This is a genomic window from Cellulosimicrobium marinum (genome assembly GCF_020551945.1).
Taxonomy (GTDB): Bacteria; Actinomycetota; Actinomycetes; order Actinomycetales; family Cellulomonadaceae; genus Cellulosimicrobium; species Cellulosimicrobium marinum.
In genome coordinates this window covers 40,039-60,288 of record NZ_JAJBZH010000002.1, presented here as the reverse complement: position 1 = coordinate 60,288, position 20,250 = coordinate 40,039, and the positions used below count along the sequence as shown (strand labels likewise).

Sequence of the window (20,250 nt, the reverse complement as noted above, 5' to 3'; positions counted from 1 at the left end):
GGAGACGGTGGCATGCGGATCGCGGTGGCAGGGGCGACGGGGACGGTGGGGACCCACGTGGTGGACGTGGCGCGCGAGCGCGGCCACGAGGTGGTGCCGCTGACGCGGTCCACCGGGGTCGACCTCACGACGGGCGCGGGTCTCCCCGAGCGGCTCGACGGCGTCGACGCGGTGATCGACGTCGCGAACGTCACGACGCAGAAGCGCGCGGAGTCGGAGGCGTTCTTCGGGGCGGTCACGCGGTCGCTGCTCGCCGCGGAGCGGGACGCCGGGGTGGGGCACCACGTGGCGCTGTCGATCATCGGGATCGACGACGTCCCCTCCGGCTACTACGACGGCAAGCGCCTCCAGGAGCGCCTGCTCGCCGAGAGCGACCGGCCTTGGAGCGTGCTGCGCGCCGCGCAGTTCCACGAGTTCGCGCAGCAGGCCCTCGGCTTCATGACGATCGGCCCGTTCTCCCTCGTGCCGCTCATGCACTCGCAGCCCGTCGCCGCGCGCGAGGTCGCCGAGGCACTGGTGGCGCTCGCGGAACGGGGGCCGTCGGGCCGGGTCGCGGACCTCGCCGGTCCGGAGGTCCTGCGGATGCACGACGCCGCGCGCCGCCTCTCGCGGGCACGTGGCCTCGGCCGTCGTGTCGTCCCGGTGCCTCTGCCGGGTGTGGCGGGGCGCGGCCTGCGCGACGGGTCGCTGACGGCCGCTGGCGACCCGGGCGCCACCCTGGCGTCGACCACGTTCGACCGCTGGCTGGAGAGCGCGCCGACGGGGTGACCTCTCAGGCGAGGAGGCGCAGCCCGGCGCCGTCGACCGCGAGGGCCGCCCGGACGGCGTCGACCCGGTGCCGGGCGGCGTACTCCTTGAGGTCGCCCCGGAAGACGACGTCGCCGGGCACGTCGAGCAGCATCTGCGGGCGGACCTGCCAGCGCGCGACGCCGAGGTCACACACGCCCGCCCCGTGCAGCACGTGGTACACGAACTCGGAGCAGAAGAACCGGGTGTCGTCCTCGGAGCCACGGCCGATGAGGACGCTGACGAGGCCCGTGGCGTTGTACGAGTAGGCGTGGGAGTCGAGCAGGAACTCGCTGATCCGCGCGCACACGGCCTCGTGCTGCTGCGCGGTCACGGGGATCTCGATCACCGCGCCCGGCACGGTGTCCATGCCGCGGTACAGGCCCTCGTCGAAGCGCTCGCGCCGGAAGCAGCCGACGAACGGGTTGGCCGCACGTCGGCGGCCGAAGCTGAACATCAGGTCGAGGCCCGGGTCGAGCGCGATCGACGCGTGCGTGAAGTCGTCACGCGTGGCCAGCGCGATGGTCCGCGACAGCACCGTGCGGCTCTTCGACAGCACGAGGTAGATGTTCACGGCCCAGACCTTACGACGCTTCGCGAGGTTTGTGGACCTTTCCCCGTGCGAGATCGCGGGGCTCGCGCTATAAGCGCCTCGGTCGGGTCGAGTGGGTGTCCGCGAGCCGGGTCGGTCCGCCCGCCGGACGGTGTCGACGGCCGACGCCGGCCGATGCCTAGCGGTGCTAGGGTTTAACCCCTTGCAGTCCTAGGTATGAAGGAGGCGCCCCGTGCGCATCGACAAGGACCTGGTCGCGGCGTCCGCCACGCCCCTCGTGCTCGGCATCCTCGCGGAGGGCGAGTCCTACGGGTACGCGATCCTCAAGCGCGTCGACGAGCTCTCCGGCGGGCGCATGCAGTGGACCGACGGCATGCTCTACCCCCTCCTGCACCGTCTCGAACGCCTCGGGCACGTCGAGGCGTCGTGGGGCGTGTCCGACGTCGGGCGGCGGCGCAAGCACTACGCCCTCACCGCCGCCGGGCGCGAGGCTCTCGCGGAGCGCCGCCACCAGTGGGACGTCGTCGCCGACGCCCTCGCCCAGGTGTGGCGGACGGCGCAGCCCGGCCCGGTCCCCCCGGCCCGCCTCGCCGAGGGGTGGGCGTGACGGCCGCGGGCGCCGGGGGCGCGAACCCCGGCCCCCACGCCGCCCTGGAGGTCCAGATCGACCAGTGGCGCGGCTACGTGCGGCGCCGCGAGGCGATCTCCACGGCCGACGTCGACGAGATGGAGGACCACCTCCGCGAGCGGGTCGAGGACCTGCGCGCCACGGGCCTCGACGACGACGAGGCGTTCCTCGTCGCGGTCAAGCGCATGGGCGACCTCGACTCCGTCTCCCGCGAGTTCGCGCGCGAGCACTCCGACCGCCTGTGGAAGCAGCTCGTCCTCGTCCGCGACACCCCGGGTGACGGCACGCGTTCGTGGCGCGAGCTCGCCGTCGTGCTCGCGCTCGCCGTCGGCGCCGGCGTCGCCGTCAAGGTCGCGACGGTCGTCGCGCCCGACGAGACCGTGCTCCTGCGCAACGCGAGCCTCCTGGTGCTGCCGTTCCTCGGCGCCTACCTCGCGTGGAAGCGACGCCTGACGTGGGCGGTGGGCCTCGGCCTGCTCGCCGTCGCCGCGGCGACGGGCGTCGTGCTCAACGTCTACCCGTTCGCCTCCCCCAGCTCCACCGAGGTCCTCGCCGCCCTCCACGCCCCCGTCCTCCTGTGGGCGCTCGTCGGCGTCGCCTACGTCGGTGGGCGCTGGCGGTCCGGCCCGCGCCGCATGGACTTCGCGCGGTTCACCGGTGAGCTCGCGATCTACCTCGCGCTGCTCGCCCTCGGCGGCGGCGTACTGCTCGGGCTCACGGCCGCCGTCTTCTCCCTCGCGGGCGTCGACCTCGAGCCCTCCCTGGAGTCCTGGATCCTGCCGTTCTGTGTGCCGGGGGCGCTCGTCGTCGCTGCGTGGCTCGTCGAGGCCAAGCAGGACGTCGTCGAGAACATCGCCCCGGTGCTCACCCGGGTGTTCACCCCGCTGACGGTCGTCATGCTCGTGGCCGTGTTCGTCGTCCTCGCGACGGCGGGCGACCTCGCCGACGTCGACCGCGAGCTCCTCATCCTCATGGACGCGATCCTCGTGCTGGTCCTCGCGCTGCTCCTCTACTCCGTCTCGGCCCGGGACCCCCTGGCGCCGCCGTCGTTCTTCGACGGGCTGCAGCTCGGTCTCGTGGGGCTCGCGCTCGCGGTGGACGCCGTCGCCCTGACGGCGATGCTGAGCCGGATCGCGGAGTTCGGCGTCAGCCCCAACAAGGCCGTCGCGCTCGTCCTCAACGTCCTCCTCCTCGTGCACCTCGCCGGGTCCGCGCTGCTGTCGCTCGGGTTCCTGCGGCGTCGGCGGCCGTTCGACGCGCTCGCCCGGTGGCAGACGTCGTTCCTGCCCGTGTACGCGGTGTGGGCGGCGGTCGTCGTGGTGGTCGTCCCGCCGGTCTTCGGGTTCGTCTGACCGGGTGGTCGACCAGCCCCGACGGCTTCTACTTCAGGCGTCCGGGCTACGCAACCGGAGAGATACCTACCAACTTTGGTATTGGCATCGGCAGAAGTCGTGGGTAGGGTCGGTCGCGTGGCGCGGGAACCGTCCTGTCGCCACACGGGAGTCTCGGTGTCGAGCACTCCCGGTTGACCGATGGTTTTCGATCCGTGCGGGGCGGCACGACGATCACGGCGCCTCGTTGACGACGCAACCCCTCGGGCTCCTCGATCCACGTCAAGGAGGACGTTGTGCACCGACCAACCACGGGCCGCCGATGGCTGTCCCGAACACTCGCCGCGGGGTTGTCCGCCGCGGTGGTGGTACCACTGACGATCAGCGCGTCGAACGCGGCACCGGCGGAGGAGGCCGAAGCCGTCGCCGACGAGGCGGGCCTCCACGAGGTCGTCGACTGGAACGACTACGAGAAGGTCCTGCTGAGCAAGAACACGGGCGAGCCGATCGACCTCGCCGTGCTGCCGGATTCGCGAGTCCTGCACACCGCCCGCGACGGCGTCGTCCGCCTCACGGACACGGCGACCGGGCGGACCACCCAGATCGCCGACCTGGACGTCTACTCCAACTCGGAGGACGGGCTCCAGGGCATCTCCCTCGACCCGAACTTCGAGGAGAACAACTACCTCTACATGGTGTACGCGCCCCGCGTCATGGACGGCACGTCGCCGTCCGGGGTCGAGTACCCCGAGACCACCCCGACCGGCAGCGCGCCGAACTCCCTGCCCGCCGGCGAGGACGCGAGCTACTGGGACCGGTGGCTCGGCTACAACGTGCTCTCCCGCTTCACGTGGGACCCGTCGACCAGCGCCATCGACCTGTCCACCGAGCGCGAGATCATCAAGGTCGACGCGCAGCGCGGGCAGTGCTGCCACGTCGGCGCCGACATGGCGTGGGACGCGGAGGGCAACCTCTTCCTCTCCACCGGTGACAACACGCCGGCCAGCACCCCCGGTGCGAACGGCTACGCGCCGAACAACAACGCCCCCGGCATGAACCCCGGCTTCGACGCCCGTCGCGGTGCCGGCAACACGAACGACCTGCGCGGCAAGATCCTGCGGATCAACCCGATCGAGGACCTCGCCGCCGACACCGAGGTCGGCCCCGGCAGCACGTACACGATCCCCGCGGGGAACCTCTTCGACGACGCCGAGCAGGCCGACCTGGTGCGCGAAGAGATCTACGTGACCGGCGTGCGCAACCCGTTCCGGATCGACTACGACCTCGAGTCGGGCGCGCTGGTGTGGGGCGACTACGGTCCCGACGCGGGCGCGTCCAACCCCGACCGCGGCCCGATGGGCTACGTCGAGTGGCAGCTCACGACGGAGCCGATGAACTCCGGGTGGCCCTACTGCCACGGCCCCAACGCGAACTACAACGAGTGGGACTTCGCGACGGCGACGCCCGGCGAGTGGTTCGACTGCGAGGCCGGGGCCGAGAACAACTCGACGTGGAACACCGGTCTGGACGTCCTCCCGCCGGCCACGGCGCCGCAGGTCTACTACGGCGACAACCCGGGCGACCAGCCCGAGGTCCTCGACCCGCTGGTCGAGCTCGGTGGCGGCGGCCAGGCCCCGATGGGCGGCCCGATTTACCGCTTCGACGAGAACCTCGACTCGGACGTCAAGTTCCCCGAGCACTGGGACGGCAAGCCGTTCATGGCCGAGTTCTCGCAGGACTACGTGGTGGCGTTCACCATGGACGAGCTCTCGTCCGACGGTGAGGTCACGGCGGTGGAGGACTTCCTGCCGAACGGTCACCTCCAGACGGTGAACCAGCCGATCTGGGACAACGTCATGGACATGGAGTTCGGGCCCGACGGCGCGCTCTACGTCCTCGAGTACGGCGACGGCTTCTTCCGGCAGAACCCGGACGCGGGCCTGTACAAGGTCACCTACGGGTCCGAGAACACGACGCCGCGGGCGTTCATCTCGGCCGACCCGATCTCGGGCAGCACCGCGCCGCTCGAGGTGACGTTCGACGCCTCGGCGACGACCGACGCGGAGACGCCCAACTCGGAGCTCGTCTTCGACTGGGACTTCGACGCCGACGGTGAGTACGACGCGCAGGGCGAGACGGTGACGAACACGTTCACCGAGCTGGGCCGCTACAACGTGCAGCTGCGCGTGACGGACCCCGAGGGCAACTTCGGTCTCGCGATCCAGGCGATCACGGTCGGCAACACCGCTCCGGAGATCACGCTGGACCAGCCGGACGGCGGGATCTTCAACTGGGGTGACGCCGTCGAGTACGTCGTGTCGGTGGAGGACGCCGAGGACGGCAGCACGCCGTCGGCGTGCCGCAACATCCAGTACACGTTCGGCCTGGGTCACAACACGCACGCGCACCCCGAGGTGAGCGGCCGTGCCGCTGACGTCGACGGCGGCTGCGGGTTCACCATCCAGACGAGCGCGGACGCGGTCGAGCACGGTGAGGGCGAGAAGATCTACGGCACCCTCGTCGTGACCTACGCCGACCGGGCGCAGGGCGAGGTCCCGTCCATCACGGGCGAGGCGACGCACATCCTCAAGCCCGAGACGCAGCAGGCCGAGTGGTTCGACGCGGCCGAGGGCGTCGAGGTCGTGGACGACGCGGCGGCGAACGCCGGCGCGTACGTCACCTCGCTCGACGAGGGCGACTCGTTCTCCTACGCGCCGATCGCGCTGCACCACGCCCCGACCGGGGAGGCGATCAACGAGATCACCGTCCGCGGCAGCGGCGAGGGCACCGTGTCCCTCGGCTGGACCGGCGAGGGCGCGGAGGCCACCGAGCCTCTCGCCGACTTCGAGTTCACCGGTACCGGCTGGGCCGACGTCACGCAGTGGCTGAGCGAGGTGCCGGAGGGCTCCGGCTCGATCGTCGTGACGAGCACGGGCGGCGTCGACGTCGACCAGCTGTTCTTCACCGTCGGTGAGGCGCCCGTGGAGCCGGTGACGGTTCCGGTCGAGCAGGTGTCGATCGGCATGTTCTCGCTCATCCCGTGGGTCAACGAGGCGGGCCTCCCGGCCGTGCTCGAGCGCCTGGCGGAGATCGGGTTCGTGAACATCGAGCCGTTCGGCGGCACCTTCTCGGGCTACACGGCCGAGGAGTTCAAGGCGCTGGCCGACTCGTACGGTCTGTCGATCCCGTCGTCGCACTACAACACGAACGAGGCGACGTTCGACACGACGCTGGAGTTCGTGGAGACGCTGGGCCAGGAGTACGTCGGCTCGGGCGGCTTCGCCTCGCCGGGCATCAGCACCTACGAGAACACGCTGGCGACGGCCGAGACGATGAACCGTCTGGGTCAGCGCTCGGTGGACGCCGGGGTCGGGAAGTTCTTCGGCCACAACCACGACAACGAGTTCCGCACGACGTACGAGCACGAGGGCGAGACCCTCTCGGCCTGGGAGATCCTGGTCCGCGAGACCGACCCCGAGCTCGTGACGTTCCAGGTGGACGTGGCGTGGGCTGCTCACGCCGGAGTCGACGTGGTCGAGCTCCTGGAGGAGTACGGCGACCGCATCGAGCTCCTGCACATCAAGGACGGGACGAACATCGGTGGCGAGGGTCGTCCGACCTTCACCAACCTCGGTGACGGTGAGGTGCCGCTGCAGGACATCCTCGCCAAGGCCAAGGAGCTCGACATCGTCGCGTACTACGTGCTCGAGTACGACGTCGCGCCCCAGGGCGAGGACTTCGCGGTCACCGGGTTCGAGTACCTCACCGGCCTGGACGCCGGCGGGCCCACGGAGCCGATCACGGTCCCGGTCGACCAGGTGTCCATCCAGATGTTCTCGCTGACCCCGTGGGTCAACCAGATCGGCCTCCCGGCCGTCCTGGAGCGACTGAGCGAGATCGGGTTCACCCGGATCGAGCCGTTCGGCGGGAACTTCGCCGGCTACACGGCCGAGGAGTTCAAGGCGCTGGCCGACTCGTACGGCCTGAGCGTGAAGTCGTCGCACTACAACACCAACGAGGCGACGTTCGACGCGACGCTGGACTTCGTGAAGACGCTGGGCCAGGAGTACGTCGGCTCGGGCGGCTTCGCCTCGCCGGGCATCAGCACCTACGAGAACACGCTGGCGACGGCCGAGACGATGAACCGTCTGGGTCAGCGCTCGGTCGAGGCCGGGGTCGGGAAGTTCTTCGGCCACAACCACGACAACGAGTTCCGCACGACGTACGAGCACGAGGGCGAGACCCTCTCGGCCTGGGAGATCCTGGTCCGCGAGACGAACCCGGAGTACGTGACGTTCCAGCTGGACGTGGCGTGGGCTGCTCACGCCGGAGTCGACGTGGTCGAGCTGATGCAGGAGTACGGCGACCGCATCGAGCTCCTGCACGTCAAGGACGCGACGAACGTGGGCGGTGAGGGTCGTCCGACCTTCACCAACCTCGGTGACGGTGAGGTGCCGCTGCAGGACATCCTCGCCGAGGCGCAGGAGCAGGGCATCGTGGCGTACTACGTCATGGAGTACGACCGTGCTGCTGACGGCGAGAGCTTCGCCACCACCGGGTTCGAGTACCTCACCGGCCTGGAGGCCGGCGAGAACGAGCGCACCGTCACGGTGACCTCGCAGGCGCGGTGCCTCGCCGGCAAGGCCTACCTCGCGGTCCGTGCGCTCAACGACGAGGACGTCCCGCTCGACATCACGATCCAGACGCCCTACGGCAGCCGGACGTTCGAGGACGTCGCACCGGGTGCGAACGCCTACCAGGCGTTCAACACCCGCGGTACGTCGTTCGAGGCCGGTTCGGCCAGCGTGACCGCGACCGACGCCGAGGGGGGGACGGCGACGGTCGAGTCCGAGTACGCAGCGTCCAGCTGCGGCTGATCCATCCCTGACGGGCGGGTGAGACGGGGTCCGACTCCGCCTCACCCGCCCTCGGGGCACGAGGGAGTACCGCAAGCCCGCGAGGGAGTACCGAGGTCATGGACGCCGGTACTCCCTCGCGGGCTGCGGTACTCCCTCGCGGGACTCCGGTACTACTTCGCGGTCCCGGTCCCCTTCACGGCCCTTTCCCGAGGCGACTCCTGGTGTGCGAGAGTGACGACATGACCCCCCACGTCCCCGTCGTGGCCGACCACGTCGTCACCGTCGACGACGACGGACGGCGCACCGGCACGTTCGAACGTTCCGCCGTCCACACCGAGCAGACCCCGCTGCACCTCGCGTTCTCCTGCTACGTCGTCGACGACGCGGGTCGCCTCCTCGTCACCCGTCGTGCGCTCGCGAAGCGCACGTGGCCGGGCGTGTGGACGAACTCCTTCTGCGGCCACCCGCGCTGGACGGAGTCCACCGAGGAGTCGATCACCCGCCACGCCGAGCACGAGCTGGGGATGCGGGTCGCCGACCTGGAGGTCGCCGTCCCCGGGTTCCGCTACCGGGCGGTCGACGCGTCGGGCGTCGTGGAGAACGAGATCTGCCCCGTGTACACCGCGCGGGCCGTGGGCGACGTCGTGCCCCACCCCGACGAGGTCATGGAGCACGCGTGGGCCGACGCCGCGCAGGTCGCCCGGGCCGTCGACGCGACGCCGTGGGCGTTCAGCCCGTGGATGGTGCTGCAGGTCGCCGCCCTGCGGACCGCGACCGGTCCCGCGGACGGCCCGACGGCGCAGCTCGCCGCCGCGTTCGGCCCCGCCCCCGCCTGAGGGTCGCTAGCGCCCCCGCGGCGCGAGGCCCGGGAGCTGGACCGCCGCGTCCTCCGGGCGGCCGGTGAGCACGGTCGGGGGAAGCGCTCGCGCCGCGACCCCGTCCCCACCGGGAACGCCTGCCGCGACCATCGCCGCGGCCAGCGCGTGGACGAGCCGGTCGGGGCGGCCGCGCGTCGCGAACCACCACAGGGTTCCGCCGCGGACCGAGGGCTCCGGCACGTCCAGCGTCCCTGCCACGCGGGCGCGGTGCCGTCGCGCGACCACCGCGGACGGCCCGACGAAGACCACGGCCGACCGCGACCACAGCGCGCCACGACCCGTCGACGAGAGCCCCTGGCCCGCCGCCATGCGCCCGAGCCGCGCGAACCGGTCCACCGCCTGCACGGACCACGCGTCGACCTCCCCGAACGGCACGACGTAGGGCCGCAGGAACGGGGCGAACGACCCCACCACGAGGCCGTTCTCCAGCACGAGAACCTTCTCCGAGCCGATGAACCACAGGATGGTGGCGGCGATCGCCACCCAGGCCGGAGCCACGACGAGCGCGTCCACGACGTCCCCGTTGCCGAGCACCACCCCGGCGCAGAACGCCACGACGACGAGCACCGTCACGACGTACGCGCGCACGGGCGGTGTGTTCGCCTCCACGTGCCGCAGGGCACCCAGCTCGGGGTAGCGGGCCACGGTCGCCCGGACCTTGCGCGTGGCCCGGTCTCCCGTGACGACCGTGCGCGCGCTCATGCGCCCACCAGGGAGCCGGGCAGCGCGGCGAGCGTCGCCGGACCGAGCTCGGCCAGGGTGTAGGCCGCGGGTGCACCGGAGGCGTCGCGCTCCGCGCCGCGCAGCGCGAACACGCCGTCCGGTCCCGCGTAGACGGTGACGTTGACGAGCTCGTCGGACCCGGCCCGTACCGCGCTCAGGGTCGTCGCAGCGACCGCCGTCGCCAGGCCCGGCGTCGTGGGCGCCCCCGCGCGCAGCTCGGCGGCGTCGAGGCGGCGCTCCCGGCCGTCGAGGACGGCGGAGCGCTGCGGGTCGAGGAACGGGACGAGGCGTTCCCCGAGGTGGTCGAGCGGGTACACGACGAACGAGTGGTGCCCGCTGCGGGACACCTCCTCCTCGAGCACGCACCCGTCCTCGTGGACGTAGGCGAACACCCAGTGGCGACCCCCGGAGGTGACACGCTCGGCCGAGAGGATGGCCCCGGCCGTGCGGCGCAGCACCAGGGGCCCGGTGATCTCCGGGACGGCCTCGATCGACACGTCCTCGCCACCGCCCGCGTCCGTGCCGTCGCCCCCGCCGGGCACGACGAGCCCGCGGGCCAGCAGGGAGCGCAGCGCGACGCGGCCGACGAGCGTGCGGTCGGCGCCCTCCTGGGCGTCGAGCCACGGGGTGGGCACGAGCTGCTCGTGCTGGAGGCCGTCGAGCACGACGACCTCCTCGTCCGTGAGGACACCCACCGAGGTCGCCTCGCCGGGGACGACGCGGGCGAGCGTGGCCTCGGCGGCGGCGATGTCGTCCGCCGACCAGCGCATGGTGGTCTGCTCCCTCACGAGAAGAGCCCTCCGACGAAGTCCCCGGCGGCGGAGAGCCCGTCACCGATCGCGTCCCCGACGTCGGACGCGACGTCCCCGATCGTATCCGCGGCGTTCCCGGCGAGCTCCGTGACGTCGTCCCAGCCGTCGGCGAGGTACTGGCCGGGGTTCGCAGCGAACCCGGAGATGGCGTCCCAGTTGTCCACGACGACGTTCCCGAGCGCCCACGCGCCCGCCACGATGCCCGCGCCGACCACGACTCCCACGCCGACGGGCCCGAGGAGCGGCGCCGCGCCGAGCATGAGCCCGATCGTCCCGGCGCCGCTCACCACGGACAGGCCGCCCATGACGCGGTCCACCCCGCCGCGGGCCCCGTCGTACTGGGTGTTGAACATCTGCTGCATGCCGCCGTAGATGCTGAACGCCCCGCCGACGACGCCCGCCGCGCGCCCGAACGTCCCCAGGCGGGCGAGGATCCCCTCGGCGTCCGCGAAGACCATGTTGCGTGCGAAGACCGAGGCGCTCGCCGCGGCGTCGGACACGTCCGCGAGCCGGCTCGCCTGGAGGAACCCGGTGAGTGCCGTCCCGACCTTCCAGCCCTTGAGCCCGTCGAGGAGGAGGCCGACGCCCGCCGTGCCGACACCCAGCAGGTTCCAGATGCTGCCGTTCGTGCCCGGGCCCCCCAGGGGCCCGGCGGGGGTGCCCGGCATGCCCGGGGCAGGGACGCCCGGTGACGGGAGCGCACCACCCTCGGTGCTCGTGCCGTGCTGCTCGTCGGCGTTGCGCAGGAGCGCCTGCGACGCGTCGGCGAGGGTCTGGCTCACGCCGCGCAGCAGGGGCACGGAGGTGCCGCTCCACTCGCTGCGGAAGTGCCCGGCGTCGTCGCCCTGCCACCGGGTGGACGACTCGACGAGGGAGGTGACCTGCGCCGTCGTCGCCACGAGGTGGTCGGACGCGGACCGCAGTGACTCCGCCAGGGCGCGGAGCTCGGTGACGTCCGCTCCCCACAGACCGCTGCTCACGTCGTCTCCCTCGGTCCGCTCCCCCGTCGTGCCGGTGGACCCGGCGGCGACGTCGCGACGGTGCGCGCCCGGGGAGGCTACCGCGCGCCGTGACGACCGAGCGATGGGGAGCGCTGCCCACCGCTGTGCCTGGCGCCCGCTCCCAGGTGGGCGGGGCACAATCGGGGCATGCCCGCCGGAGTCCCGTCCCAGCCCGTCCCTGCCGGCAGCCGACCCGTCCCGCCTTCCCCGCCGGACCCCGCGGCGTCGTTCGAGGAGCACGTCGCGTGGGCGCGCGACGTCGCGCTGCCGGGTGCGACGGGCGGCGCGGCGGAGGACCCGCCGCCGTGGGACTACGCGGCGCTCGCCCGCGACCTCGTGGGCGGGGACCGCGGCCCGGTGCTCGACCTCGGGACCGGCGACGGGGAGCTGCTCGCGTCGTGCGCGCCCCTGCCCGCCGGGTCCGCGGGGACGGTGGCGCACTCCCAGGAGCTGCCGGTCGCGCGCCGTCGTCTCGAACCGCTCGGCGTCGACGTGCGGACCGTCACGGCGGAGGAGGTCCTCCTGCCGTTCTTCGACGCCCAGTTCGCGGTGGTGACGGACCGGCACGCGGAGTTCGACCCCGACGAGGTGGGCCGCGTCCTCTCACCGGGCGGCGTGTTCCTCACGCAGCAGGTGGACTCGCGCGACGGCATCCGCGTGTGCGCGGCCCTCGGCGTCGAGCTGCCGTGGGACCCGGACTCGGTGACGCTCGAGGCCGCGGAGGACGTGCTGCGCGACGCCGGGTTCGTCGTGGACGTGGCGCGCGAGCACGACGGGCGACGCCGGTTCCGTGACCTCGGGTCGCTGCTCGCGTTCGTGCGGGCGACGCCGGCGCTCGTGCCCGGTCTGGCGAGCCTGGCCCCGGAGGCCGTCGCCCGCTTCGAGGCGCCGTTGCGGGCGCTGCACCTCTACTTCGCCGCGGGCCACGAGTTCGTCGACGAGGCGCCCCGGTTCCTCGTCGTGGCGCGCCGGCCGTTCTGAACCCGGGCACGGAGAAGCCCGCGGGCCGGAGGCTGACGCCTCCTGTCGTGCTGGACGAGGGCACGACGCCCGCGGGCCCCGGTGGTCGCGTGGTACTCGCTCGCCGTCGGGAGCCTCCCCTCGGGAGGCCCCGCCCGGTTCACGGGCTCACCGCATCCGGTCCGTCAGTCGAATCGGTCGCGCGACGACTAGCGCGCGGCCACCTCACGAGTCCGAAGAGTCTTCACTGCTCGGATCACCTCCTTTCGCGTGTCCGACGACGGTACGCCCGCCCGCACGGACCGCGCCAGGGGTTTTCGCGCAGGGAGGACGAGCGTCAGGGGACGAGGTGCGCCCACTCCTGCGGGTTGTCCTCCAGCCACGTCGCGAACGACTGCGCCGGACGCTCGGTGAACCGCGGCACGACGTCGCTCACGTCCGCCAGGTCGCCCGCGGCGATCGCCGTGTACGACGACACCCACCCGTCCACCTCGAACCGCGGCGCGCCGTAGCGCTCGCGCGACGCGTACGCCTGCTCCACCGTCTCCGCCTCGTAGCGCACCTCCCGGCCGCTCGCCGCGGACAGGGCGCGAGCGACGTCCTCCAGGGACAGGGCCTGCGGGCCCGTGACGTCGTACGTGGCGCCGTCGTGCCGACGCGGGTCCTCGTCGAGGAGGACGGCCGTCGCGACGTCGGCCACGTCGTCGTGCGACACCGACGCGACGAGCCCGTCGCCGCCCGGGCCGCGCAGCACCCCGTCCTCGCCCGCCATGTGCGCGAGCGCGTGGTGGTAGAGGTTGTCGCGCAGGAACGTGAACCGCAGCCCCGTGGCGCGCACGTACTCCTCCGTGCGCCAGTGGTCCCGCGCGAACGTGAACACGGCCTCGGGCGCCGCGCCGACGAACGACGTGTACACGATCCGCTCGACGCCCGCGGCGACGGCGGCGTCCACCGCCGCGCGGTGCGCCGCGACCCGCTCGGCGTCCTCACGGGCGGACACGAGGAACACCGTGTCGCACCCCGTGAACGCCGCGAGCATCGCGCGCGTGTCCGTGTACCCGCCGACGACCGCCACCTCGGACTCCGGGAGCGGGTCGTCCTCCAGCCGGGGCGCGCGGGCGGCGTCGCGCACCACGAGACGCTGGGGCGCGCCCTCGGCCGCGAGCCGGAACGCGAGCCGCGAGCCCAGCAGCCCGCTCGCCCCGGTGACCGCGACACGGCCCCCGCCCGTCCTGATCGTCATGACCTCACGGTAGACGCGGGCGCGCGGGCCCGCCCGCTGACCTGCGGCGTCGTGGGCGGGCCACAATGGGGGCATGCCCGAGCCCTACCGCGTCATGACCGTGTGCACCGGCAACATCTGCCGCTCCCCGATGGCCGAGGTGGTGCTGCGCGACCGGTTCGAGGCCGCGGGCCTCGGCGGGCGCGTCGTCGTGGACTCGACGGGGGTGAGCGACGAGGAGCGGGGCCACCCCGTCGACCCGCGGGCCCGCGCGGCGCTCGTCGCGCGCGGCTACCCGGTGGACGACCAGCACCGGGCGCGCCGCGTCACGCGCGACGACGTCGCGACCCGCGACCTCGTCCTCGCCATGACCGCGCAGCACGCGCGCGCCCTGCGGCGGCTCGCGGCCGACGACGCCACGGCCGGGCGCGTGCGGATGTACCGCTCGTTCGACCCCGCCGCCCCCACCGCGGCCCCCGGCGCCGGGGAGAGCGCGCTCGACGTCGCCGACCCCTGGTACGGCGGTCCGCGCGACTTCGAGACGTGCCTCGACGAGGTCGAGGCCGCGGCGGACGCGGTCGTCGACCACGTGCGTCGCGCGCTCGACGCCCGGGCGGCGTCGCAGGACTGAGCGGGTCTGCCGTCGTCGGGCCTGCCGTCGTCGGGGCAGACCGGGCGTCAGCGGACCGGGCGGCGGCGCCGCACGCGCCCCCGCACGTGCCCGACGGCCGAGCCCGCCGCGCGCGCGACCCGCCGCGCCCACCCGCCGAGCACTTGGCCGAGGCGCCGCTCGCGCCCGCCCGACGCCGCGGCGTCGTCCCGGACGGGCCGTGCGGGCGTCTCGTCCGGCTCCGGACGCGCCGGAGCGGGCAGGTACGCCGCCAGCCACTGCGCGAGCCGCCCGTACGCGAGGGCGCGGACCGGCCGGGCCGACAGCACGACGTCGTGCAGGGCGCCGTCGATCCGCGCCACCGTGACGAGGTCACCCAGCTGGACGCAGCGCCGCGCCACCCCGTCCACGTCGATCGCCGTGTCCGTGTGCGCCATCTCGGGGACCCACCGCGGCGCGAGCGTGCTCCGCGCCGACAGCAGCACGAGCACCGGGACGCCGATGCCCAGGCCCCGCGCGACCGTCTGCTGCCCGTGGAAGATCGCCGACAGCCACGCGGGCGTCGTGCGGAACCCGTGCTGCGGACGCCACGCCAGGTCGTAGTCCCACTCGCCGTCGAAGTCCCGGCTCACCGACCGCGTGTAGAAGCCCAGGTCCACGTTCGGCAGCGGACGGTTCGGCGTGAGGCGCGCCCGCGCGCCGATGACCGGCTCCAGGAGCATCCGCCCCACCTCGCGCGTCTGGAACTCCAGCCACGGGCTGTTGAGCACGAGTGCCGACGCCCGCCCCGGGTTCCGGCCCGCCCACAGGCTCAGCGTCAGCCCGCCCGTCGAGTGACCCATGAGCACCAGCCGGCGCCGCGTCGTGCGGTGCGCGCCGTGCCCGATCGCGGCGAGCGCCGCGTCGAGGTCCTCGTCGTACGTGCCCAGGTCGGAGACGAACCCCGGGGTCTGGTGCGGGCGCAGGCTCCGGCCGTACTTGCGCAGGTCCAGCGCGTGGAAGCGCGCGCCGTGCGCCTCCCAGAACTCCGCGAGCTCCGTCTGGAAGAAGTAGTCCGACCAGCCGTGCACGTACAGCACGTCGAGGTACGGCTCCGCGTCGTGCGCCGTCGGTTCCGCCCGACGGCGCCGCACGAGCGTCGCCACCACCTCGCCCTCGGTGTCGGGCGGGAGCGGGAGCGTGAGCCGCTCGTAGTCGTCCCCCAGGACGTCGGGCTGCCACTCGGCCATGCGGCGACCCTAGATCGGTGGGCCGTCGTCCGCCCGGTGCGCGACGGCGCCCCACCGGTCCGGGAGCACCCGTACCCCCGCGCGTGGTCGCGTGTGGGGATCCCTCATGTGCGGCCCGGTCCCCCGCTTGCAGACTGGCCGGAGAACGGCCGACGGCGCCCGCCCCGGCCGCCGCGCGAGGAAACCGAGGTGCGTCGTGAGAGCTCGCCCGAAGCCGCTGCTCGCCGGAGCCGCAGCCGTCGCCCTGGCCGCGACGCTCGTCGCCGGCTCCGCCGCCCTGCCCGGGGGCGCGTCTCCGGCGGCCGCCGTCGCGTGCCCGAGCACGCAGTGGACCGAGGGGTCGACCTACGCCGCGGGCGCGGCGGTCCGGTACTCCGCGCGGCTCTACACGGCGCGCGTCACGCACACGGCCTGGACGGGCACGGGCTGGAACCCGGCCGCCACACCGACGCTGTGGACCGACGGCGGGGCGTGCGAGCCGACGACCCCGCCCACCGACCCGCCGACCGACCCGCCCACGGACCCGCCCACCGACCCGCCGACGGACCCGCCGACCGACCCGCCCACGGGGTGCGGGGTGCAGGGACGACCCGCGGGCAAGGTGCTGCACGGGTACTGGGAGAACTGGGACGGCGCGTCCAACGGCGTGCACCCGGGTCTCGGGCACATCCCGATCGACGACCCGCGGATCTCGCAGCACGGGTACAACGTCATCAACCTCGCCTTCCCCGTCATCCTGTCCGACGGCACCGTCCTGTGGGAGGACGGCATGGACAGCACCGTCGACGTGCCGACGCCCGCCGAGATGTGCGCCGCGAAGGCCGACGGCACGCGCCTGCTCCTGTCGATCGGCGGCGCCACCGCCGGGATCGACCTGTCGAGCCAGGCCGTCGCGGACCGGTTCGTCGAGACGGTCGTGCCGATCCTGCGCGACAACCACTTCGACGGCATCGACATCGACATCGAGACCGGTCTGACGGGCAGCGGGAACATCAACCAGCTCTCGACGTCCCAGGCGAACCTCGTCCGCATCATCGACGGGGTCCTCGCGGAGATGCCGAGCGGCTTCGGGCTCACCATGGCGCCCGAGACGGCCTACGTCACGGGCGGGAGCGTCGTCTACGGCTCCATCTGGGGCTCCTACCTGCCGATCATCAAGAAGTACGCCGACAACGGGCGCCTGTGGTGGCTGAACATGCAGTACTACAACGGCTCGATGTACGGGTGCAGCGGCGACTCCTACGTCGCGGGCACGGTGCTGGGCTTCCAGAAGCAGACCGACTGCCTGAACGCCGGCCTCGTCATCCAGGGCGTCACCATCAAGGTCCCGTACGACAAGCAGGTGCCGGGGCTCCCCGCCCAGCAGGGCGCCGGCGGCGGGTACATGACACCGTCGCTCGTGACGCAGGCGTACCAGCCGTACGCGTCGCGGCTCAAGGGCCTCATGACGTGGTCGATCAACTGGGACGGCTCGCGCGGCTGGACGTTCGGCGACACCGTCAGCGCGCTGCAGGGCCGCTGACCGGAGCCCACCCGACCCGTTGAGTGCGGGAGATTCGTCGTCCGGACCGGCTCTGGACGACATATCCCCCGCACTCAGCGGGTGCGGCGCTCGCGCCAGCGGGCGACCTCGGCGTCGACGTCGCGCGTCGGCGTCACGACGGGCGGTCCGCCGAGGAGCTGACGTCGCGCGTCGACCACGCGCGCGTTGAAGTCCGCGAGGATCTCCCGCACGGCCGCCTCGTCCACCTCCTGGTCGAGGCGGTCGTCGAGACCGCGGTCCTCGGACTTGAGCAGCATCGCCGGCGGACCGAGGCCCGTAAGCTGCTCGCGCTCGATCACACCCTTCAACCACCAGTCCGGGTCGTGCCGCCCCGTCAGCCCCGGGATCGGCTTGCCCGCGAGCGGCAGGTCGTCGAACTCGCCGCGCCGGATCGCCTGGTCGATCACCGTGTCGACGTAGCGGGCACGGTCCTCCGGGCGGACCCGCCGCGGCGTGCGGACCGTCTCGTCGTCGTCCCCCGGACGGTCCCCCGAACGGCCGCTGGGACGGTCGTCAGGGGCGGCCCCCTCCGCCTCCTCGCGCTCGACCTCCCGGTCGACGCGGTACTGCGCCGCGCGGCGCACCGGGTCGTCGGTCGTGGGCTCGTCGGGGTCGCGGCGTCGTCGGAACACGGTGTCCTCCTCGGGCGGTCGCTCGTCGCGGCTCTCCTCCCACCCTAGGCGCGCGTCCACGTCCGTCCCGGGCGGACGACGGTGCCGAACCCCGGGTTGTGGGGCACGCGGCGTCGACCATGCCGAACAAGCCCGGGTTCGGCACCGGCATGATGGGCACATGTCCGGGTCGATGAAGGTCTCGCGCCGTTCCCACGTGCCCCCGTTCGCCGTCATGGAGGTGCTCGCGGAGGCGAACCGGCTGCGCGACGCGGGCGCGTCGGTGCTCAACCTGTGCGCGGGCGAGCCTGCGACGGGCGCGTCGGACGTCGTGCGGCGCCGGGCGATCGAGCTGCTCGAGAGCGGCGACCTCGGGTACACGGAGGCGCTCGGCGTCCCGGCGCTGCGGCGCGAGATCGCGGCGCACTACGGCCGCTGGTACGACGTCGAGGTGGACCCGGCGCGGATCGCCGTCACGACGGGGTCGAGCGGCGGGTTCCTCCTCGCGTTCCTCGCGGCGTTCGACGTGGGCGACCGGGTCGCGCTCGCCCGGCCCGGGTACCCGGCGTACAAGAACATCCTCAGCGCGCTGGGGTGCGAGGTCGTCGAGCTGGACTGCGGTCCGTCGACCCGGTACCAGCCGACGGTGCCGCAGCTGATGGGCGCCTACTACGAGGGCGGCCTGGACGGGCTGGTGCTCGCGAGCCCCGCGAACCCCACGGGGACGTCGATCCGGCCGGACGAGCTCGCCGCCGTCGCGGGGTGGTGCGCCGACCACGACGTGCGCCTGATCAGCGACGAGATCTACCACGGCATCGTGTACGACGACGGCACCTCCTCTCGTACAGCCGGTGCGGGCTCCCCGACCGCGGCCCGGTACACCGCGGACGGCGCGGTCGTCGTCAGCTCGTTCTCGAAGTTCTGGGCGATGACGGGGTGGCGGCTGGGCTGGCTCGTGCTGCCCGACGAGCTCGTCGGGCCGGTGGACGCGCTCGCGGGGAACGTCGCGCTCTCCCCGCCGGCCCTCGCCCAGCACGCGGGCGTCGCGGCGTTCACCCCGGAGGGGTATGCCGCCGCGGAGGAGAACGTGGCGCGCTACGCGGCGTCGCGCGCGCTCGTGCTGTCCCGGCTCGACGACCTCGGCTGGTCCCGGGTGGCCCCGGCCGACGGCGCGTTCTACGTCTACGCCGACGTGTCCGGCGACGGCATGGACTCGGTCACGTGGTGCGAGCGGCTGCTCGCGGAGGCCGGCGTCGCGCTGACGCCCGGGACCGACTTCGACGGCGTCGCGGGCCGCGACTGGGTCCGGCTGTCCTTCGCGGCCGCGCCCACGACGGTCGCCGACGCCGTCGAGCGCATCGTCGCCTGGCGTGCCACGCTGCGCCGATGAGCACCCCACCGGGCGAGGCCCTCCCCCCGCGCCCACCCGGGACGCTGCGCCTCGCCACGTTCAACGTGCTGCACGGCGCCGCGCCCGACGGGACGGTGGACCCCGAGCGGTTCGCCCGCGCCGTCGCGCACCTGGACGCCGACGTGCTCGCCCTGCAGGAGGTGGAGCGCGACAGCCCGCGCTCGGGGCGCGTGGACCTCGTGGCGCTGGCGGCGCAGGCGCTCGGGGCCGACGAGTGGCACCTCGCGCCGACGCTGCGCGGCCGTCTGGGCGCGTACCGGCGCGCCGCCCGGCCCGGCCGGGGCGCGCCGCGGAGACGGGGCGTGCCGACGTACGGGATCGGCCTCGTGAGCCGGTTCCCCGTGGACCGGTGGGCGCGGACCGAGCTCGCCCGGATGCCGTGGCGGGCCCGGGTCCGACGGCGCCCCGACGCCACGGGCGTCGGCCGGGTCGTCCCGCTGCGGGTCGTCCCGGACGAGCCGCGGGCGGCGCTCGCCGCGGCGGTGCGCACGCCGTGGGGACCTCTGACGGTCGTGTCCACGCACACGACGCCGCGCCCCGAGTTCACGGCCGACCAGTTCCGTGCGCTCGCACGGGCGTGCGACGAGCTTCCCCGGCCGCTCGTGCTGCTCGGCGACCTCAACCTGCGGGCCCCCGAGCCCGCGGTCCTCACGGGGTGGACCTCGCTCGCCGACGTGCTCACCCACCCGTCCGACGACCCCGTGCGCCAGATCGACCACGTCCTCGTCGACGCCCCGAGGGACCCCGACCGGTCTCCTGCGACCCACGAGCCGGTCGTGCGTCCGGTCGGGCAGGCGATCGCCGTCGACACCGGGATCTCGGACCATCGCGCCGTCGTCGTGGACGTGGCCGTCGCGACGTGACGCCCCGCGGTGCGTCGGCCCGGCAAACCCGCCCAAAGCGGGACCGCGGAGGGTGAACCGGGGGCCGAAGCGGGCGTCCGTCTTGCCGGAGCGCTCGCGGCGTGCGACAAAAAGGACGGTGGCACTCTCGCGACGACGCGGGGGGTCAGCGGTCGGTGTCCTGCTTCCGGGGGAGCTCGCATGGCGCAGTGGTCGACGCACGCACTCCGGGGCCGTGGGGGTTCCGGGCG

17 protein-coding genes are annotated in these 20,250 nt (G+C 73.5%); 10 read left to right on the top strand and 7 right to left on the bottom strand.

Annotated elements, in window-relative coordinates:
* Positions 1-12 precede the first annotated feature (12 nt).
* Positions 13-768, top strand: coding sequence for an SDR family oxidoreductase (locus LGQ04_RS04090; RefSeq protein WP_229242443.1), 756 nt, complete (start codon positions 13-15; stop codon positions 766-768).
* A gap of 4 nt (positions 769-772) precedes the next feature.
* Here the strand turns inward: LGQ04_RS04090 and LGQ04_RS04085 are convergent, their stop codons facing one another.
* Entirely contained in the window at positions 773-1,360 is a 588-nt protein-coding gene (locus LGQ04_RS04085) for a hypothetical protein (protein ID WP_229242442.1), read from the bottom strand.
* Positions 1,361-1,571: 211 nt separating this feature from the next.
* Between LGQ04_RS04085 and LGQ04_RS04080 the strand changes: the two genes are divergently transcribed.
* The 4 genes from LGQ04_RS04080 (at position 1,572) to idi (ending at position 8,993) form a co-directional block, all read left to right on the top strand.
* On the top strand, positions 1,572-1,946 hold the full coding sequence (locus LGQ04_RS04080) for a PadR family transcriptional regulator (protein WP_229242441.1): 375 nt from the start codon (positions 1,572-1,574) through the stop codon (positions 1,944-1,946).
* Complete coding sequence (locus LGQ04_RS04075) at positions 1,943-3,319, top strand: permease prefix domain 1-containing protein (protein ID WP_229242440.1); 1,377 nt, start codon at positions 1,943-1,945, stop codon at positions 3,317-3,319. The genes LGQ04_RS04080 and LGQ04_RS04075 overlap by 4 nt, the downstream gene beginning before the upstream one ends.
* A 344-nt stretch (positions 3,320-3,663) precedes the next feature.
* A complete protein-coding gene (locus tag LGQ04_RS04070) occupies positions 3,664-8,175 on the top strand; it encodes a TIM barrel protein (protein WP_229242439.1) in 4,512 nt (1,503 codons plus the stop codon).
* Positions 8,176-8,396: 221 nt separating this feature from the next.
* Entirely contained in the window at positions 8,397-8,993 is a 597-nt protein-coding gene (gene idi, locus LGQ04_RS04065; protein ID WP_229242438.1) for an isopentenyl-diphosphate Delta-isomerase, read from the top strand.
* A gap of 6 nt (positions 8,994-8,999) precedes the next feature.
* On the opposite strand, the gene LGQ04_RS04060 is transcribed toward idi, so the two are convergent.
* The 3 genes from LGQ04_RS04060 to LGQ04_RS04050 are packed head-to-tail and all read right to left on the bottom strand — an operon-like array spanning position 9,000 to position 11,550.
* Complete coding sequence (locus LGQ04_RS04060) at positions 9,000-9,737, bottom strand: hypothetical protein (protein WP_229242437.1); 738 nt, start codon at positions 9,735-9,737, stop codon at positions 9,000-9,002.
* Positions 9,734-10,546, bottom strand: coding sequence for a hypothetical protein (locus tag LGQ04_RS04055; RefSeq protein ID WP_229242436.1), 813 nt, complete (start codon positions 10,544-10,546; stop codon positions 9,734-9,736). Before LGQ04_RS04055 ends, LGQ04_RS04060 begins: the two co-directional genes overlap by 4 nt.
* A complete protein-coding gene (locus LGQ04_RS04050) occupies positions 10,543-11,550 on the bottom strand; it encodes a WXG100 family type VII secretion target (RefSeq protein ID WP_229242435.1) in 1,008 nt (335 codons plus the stop codon). Before LGQ04_RS04050 ends, LGQ04_RS04055 begins: the two co-directional genes overlap by 4 nt.
* A gap of 168 nt (positions 11,551-11,718) precedes the next feature.
* On the opposite strand from LGQ04_RS04050, the gene LGQ04_RS04045 reads away from it, so the two are divergent.
* Positions 11,719-12,552 (top strand): class I SAM-dependent methyltransferase, encoded by an 834-nt coding sequence (locus tag LGQ04_RS04045; protein ID WP_229242434.1) that lies wholly within the window; start codon positions 11,719-11,721, stop codon positions 12,550-12,552.
* 316 nt (positions 12,553-12,868) lie between these two features.
* Here LGQ04_RS04045 and LGQ04_RS04040 read toward each other — a convergent pair whose 3' ends face one another.
* Positions 12,869-13,774, bottom strand: a complete 906-nt coding sequence (locus tag LGQ04_RS04040) for an NmrA family NAD(P)-binding protein (RefSeq protein WP_229242433.1) — start codon at positions 13,772-13,774, stop codon at positions 12,869-12,871.
* Positions 13,775-13,847: 73 nt separating this feature from the next.
* Here LGQ04_RS04040 and LGQ04_RS04035 point away from each other — a divergent pair, with 73 nt between their 5' ends.
* Positions 13,848-14,384, top strand: a complete 537-nt coding sequence (locus LGQ04_RS04035; RefSeq protein ID WP_229242432.1) for a low molecular weight protein-tyrosine-phosphatase — start codon at positions 13,848-13,850, stop codon at positions 14,382-14,384.
* A gap of 47 nt (positions 14,385-14,431) precedes the next feature.
* On the opposite strand, the gene LGQ04_RS04030 is transcribed toward LGQ04_RS04035, so the two are convergent.
* Positions 14,432-15,592 carry an alpha/beta hydrolase gene (locus tag LGQ04_RS04030; RefSeq protein ID WP_229242431.1) on the bottom strand — a complete coding sequence of 387 codons (1,161 nt, stop codon included), beginning with the start codon at positions 15,590-15,592 and terminating at the stop codon, positions 14,432-14,434.
* Between the two features lie 196 nt (positions 15,593-15,788).
* Here LGQ04_RS04030 and LGQ04_RS04025 point away from each other — a divergent pair, with 196 nt between their 5' ends.
* Complete coding sequence (locus tag LGQ04_RS04025) at positions 15,789-17,114, top strand: glycosyl hydrolase family 18 protein (protein WP_229242430.1); 1,326 nt, start codon at positions 15,789-15,791, stop codon at positions 17,112-17,114.
* Between the two features lie 74 nt (positions 17,115-17,188).
* On the opposite strand, the gene LGQ04_RS04020 is transcribed toward LGQ04_RS04025, so the two are convergent.
* Complete coding sequence (locus LGQ04_RS04020) at positions 17,189-17,767, bottom strand: DnaJ family domain-containing protein (RefSeq protein WP_229242429.1); 579 nt, start codon at positions 17,765-17,767, stop codon at positions 17,189-17,191.
* Between the two features lie 172 nt (positions 17,768-17,939).
* Between LGQ04_RS04020 and LGQ04_RS04015 the strand changes: the two genes are divergently transcribed.
* Together LGQ04_RS04015 and LGQ04_RS04010 are read left to right on the top strand one after the other, a co-directional pair.
* Complete coding sequence (locus tag LGQ04_RS04015; RefSeq protein WP_229242996.1) at positions 17,940-19,136, top strand: pyridoxal phosphate-dependent aminotransferase; 1,197 nt, start codon at positions 17,940-17,942, stop codon at positions 19,134-19,136.
* Positions 19,133-20,020, top strand: a complete 888-nt coding sequence (locus tag LGQ04_RS04010; protein WP_229242428.1) for an endonuclease/exonuclease/phosphatase family protein — start codon at positions 19,133-19,135, stop codon at positions 20,018-20,020. The genes LGQ04_RS04015 and LGQ04_RS04010 overlap by 4 nt, the downstream gene beginning before the upstream one ends.
* The last annotated feature ends 230 nt before the right edge of the window (positions 20,021-20,250 follow it).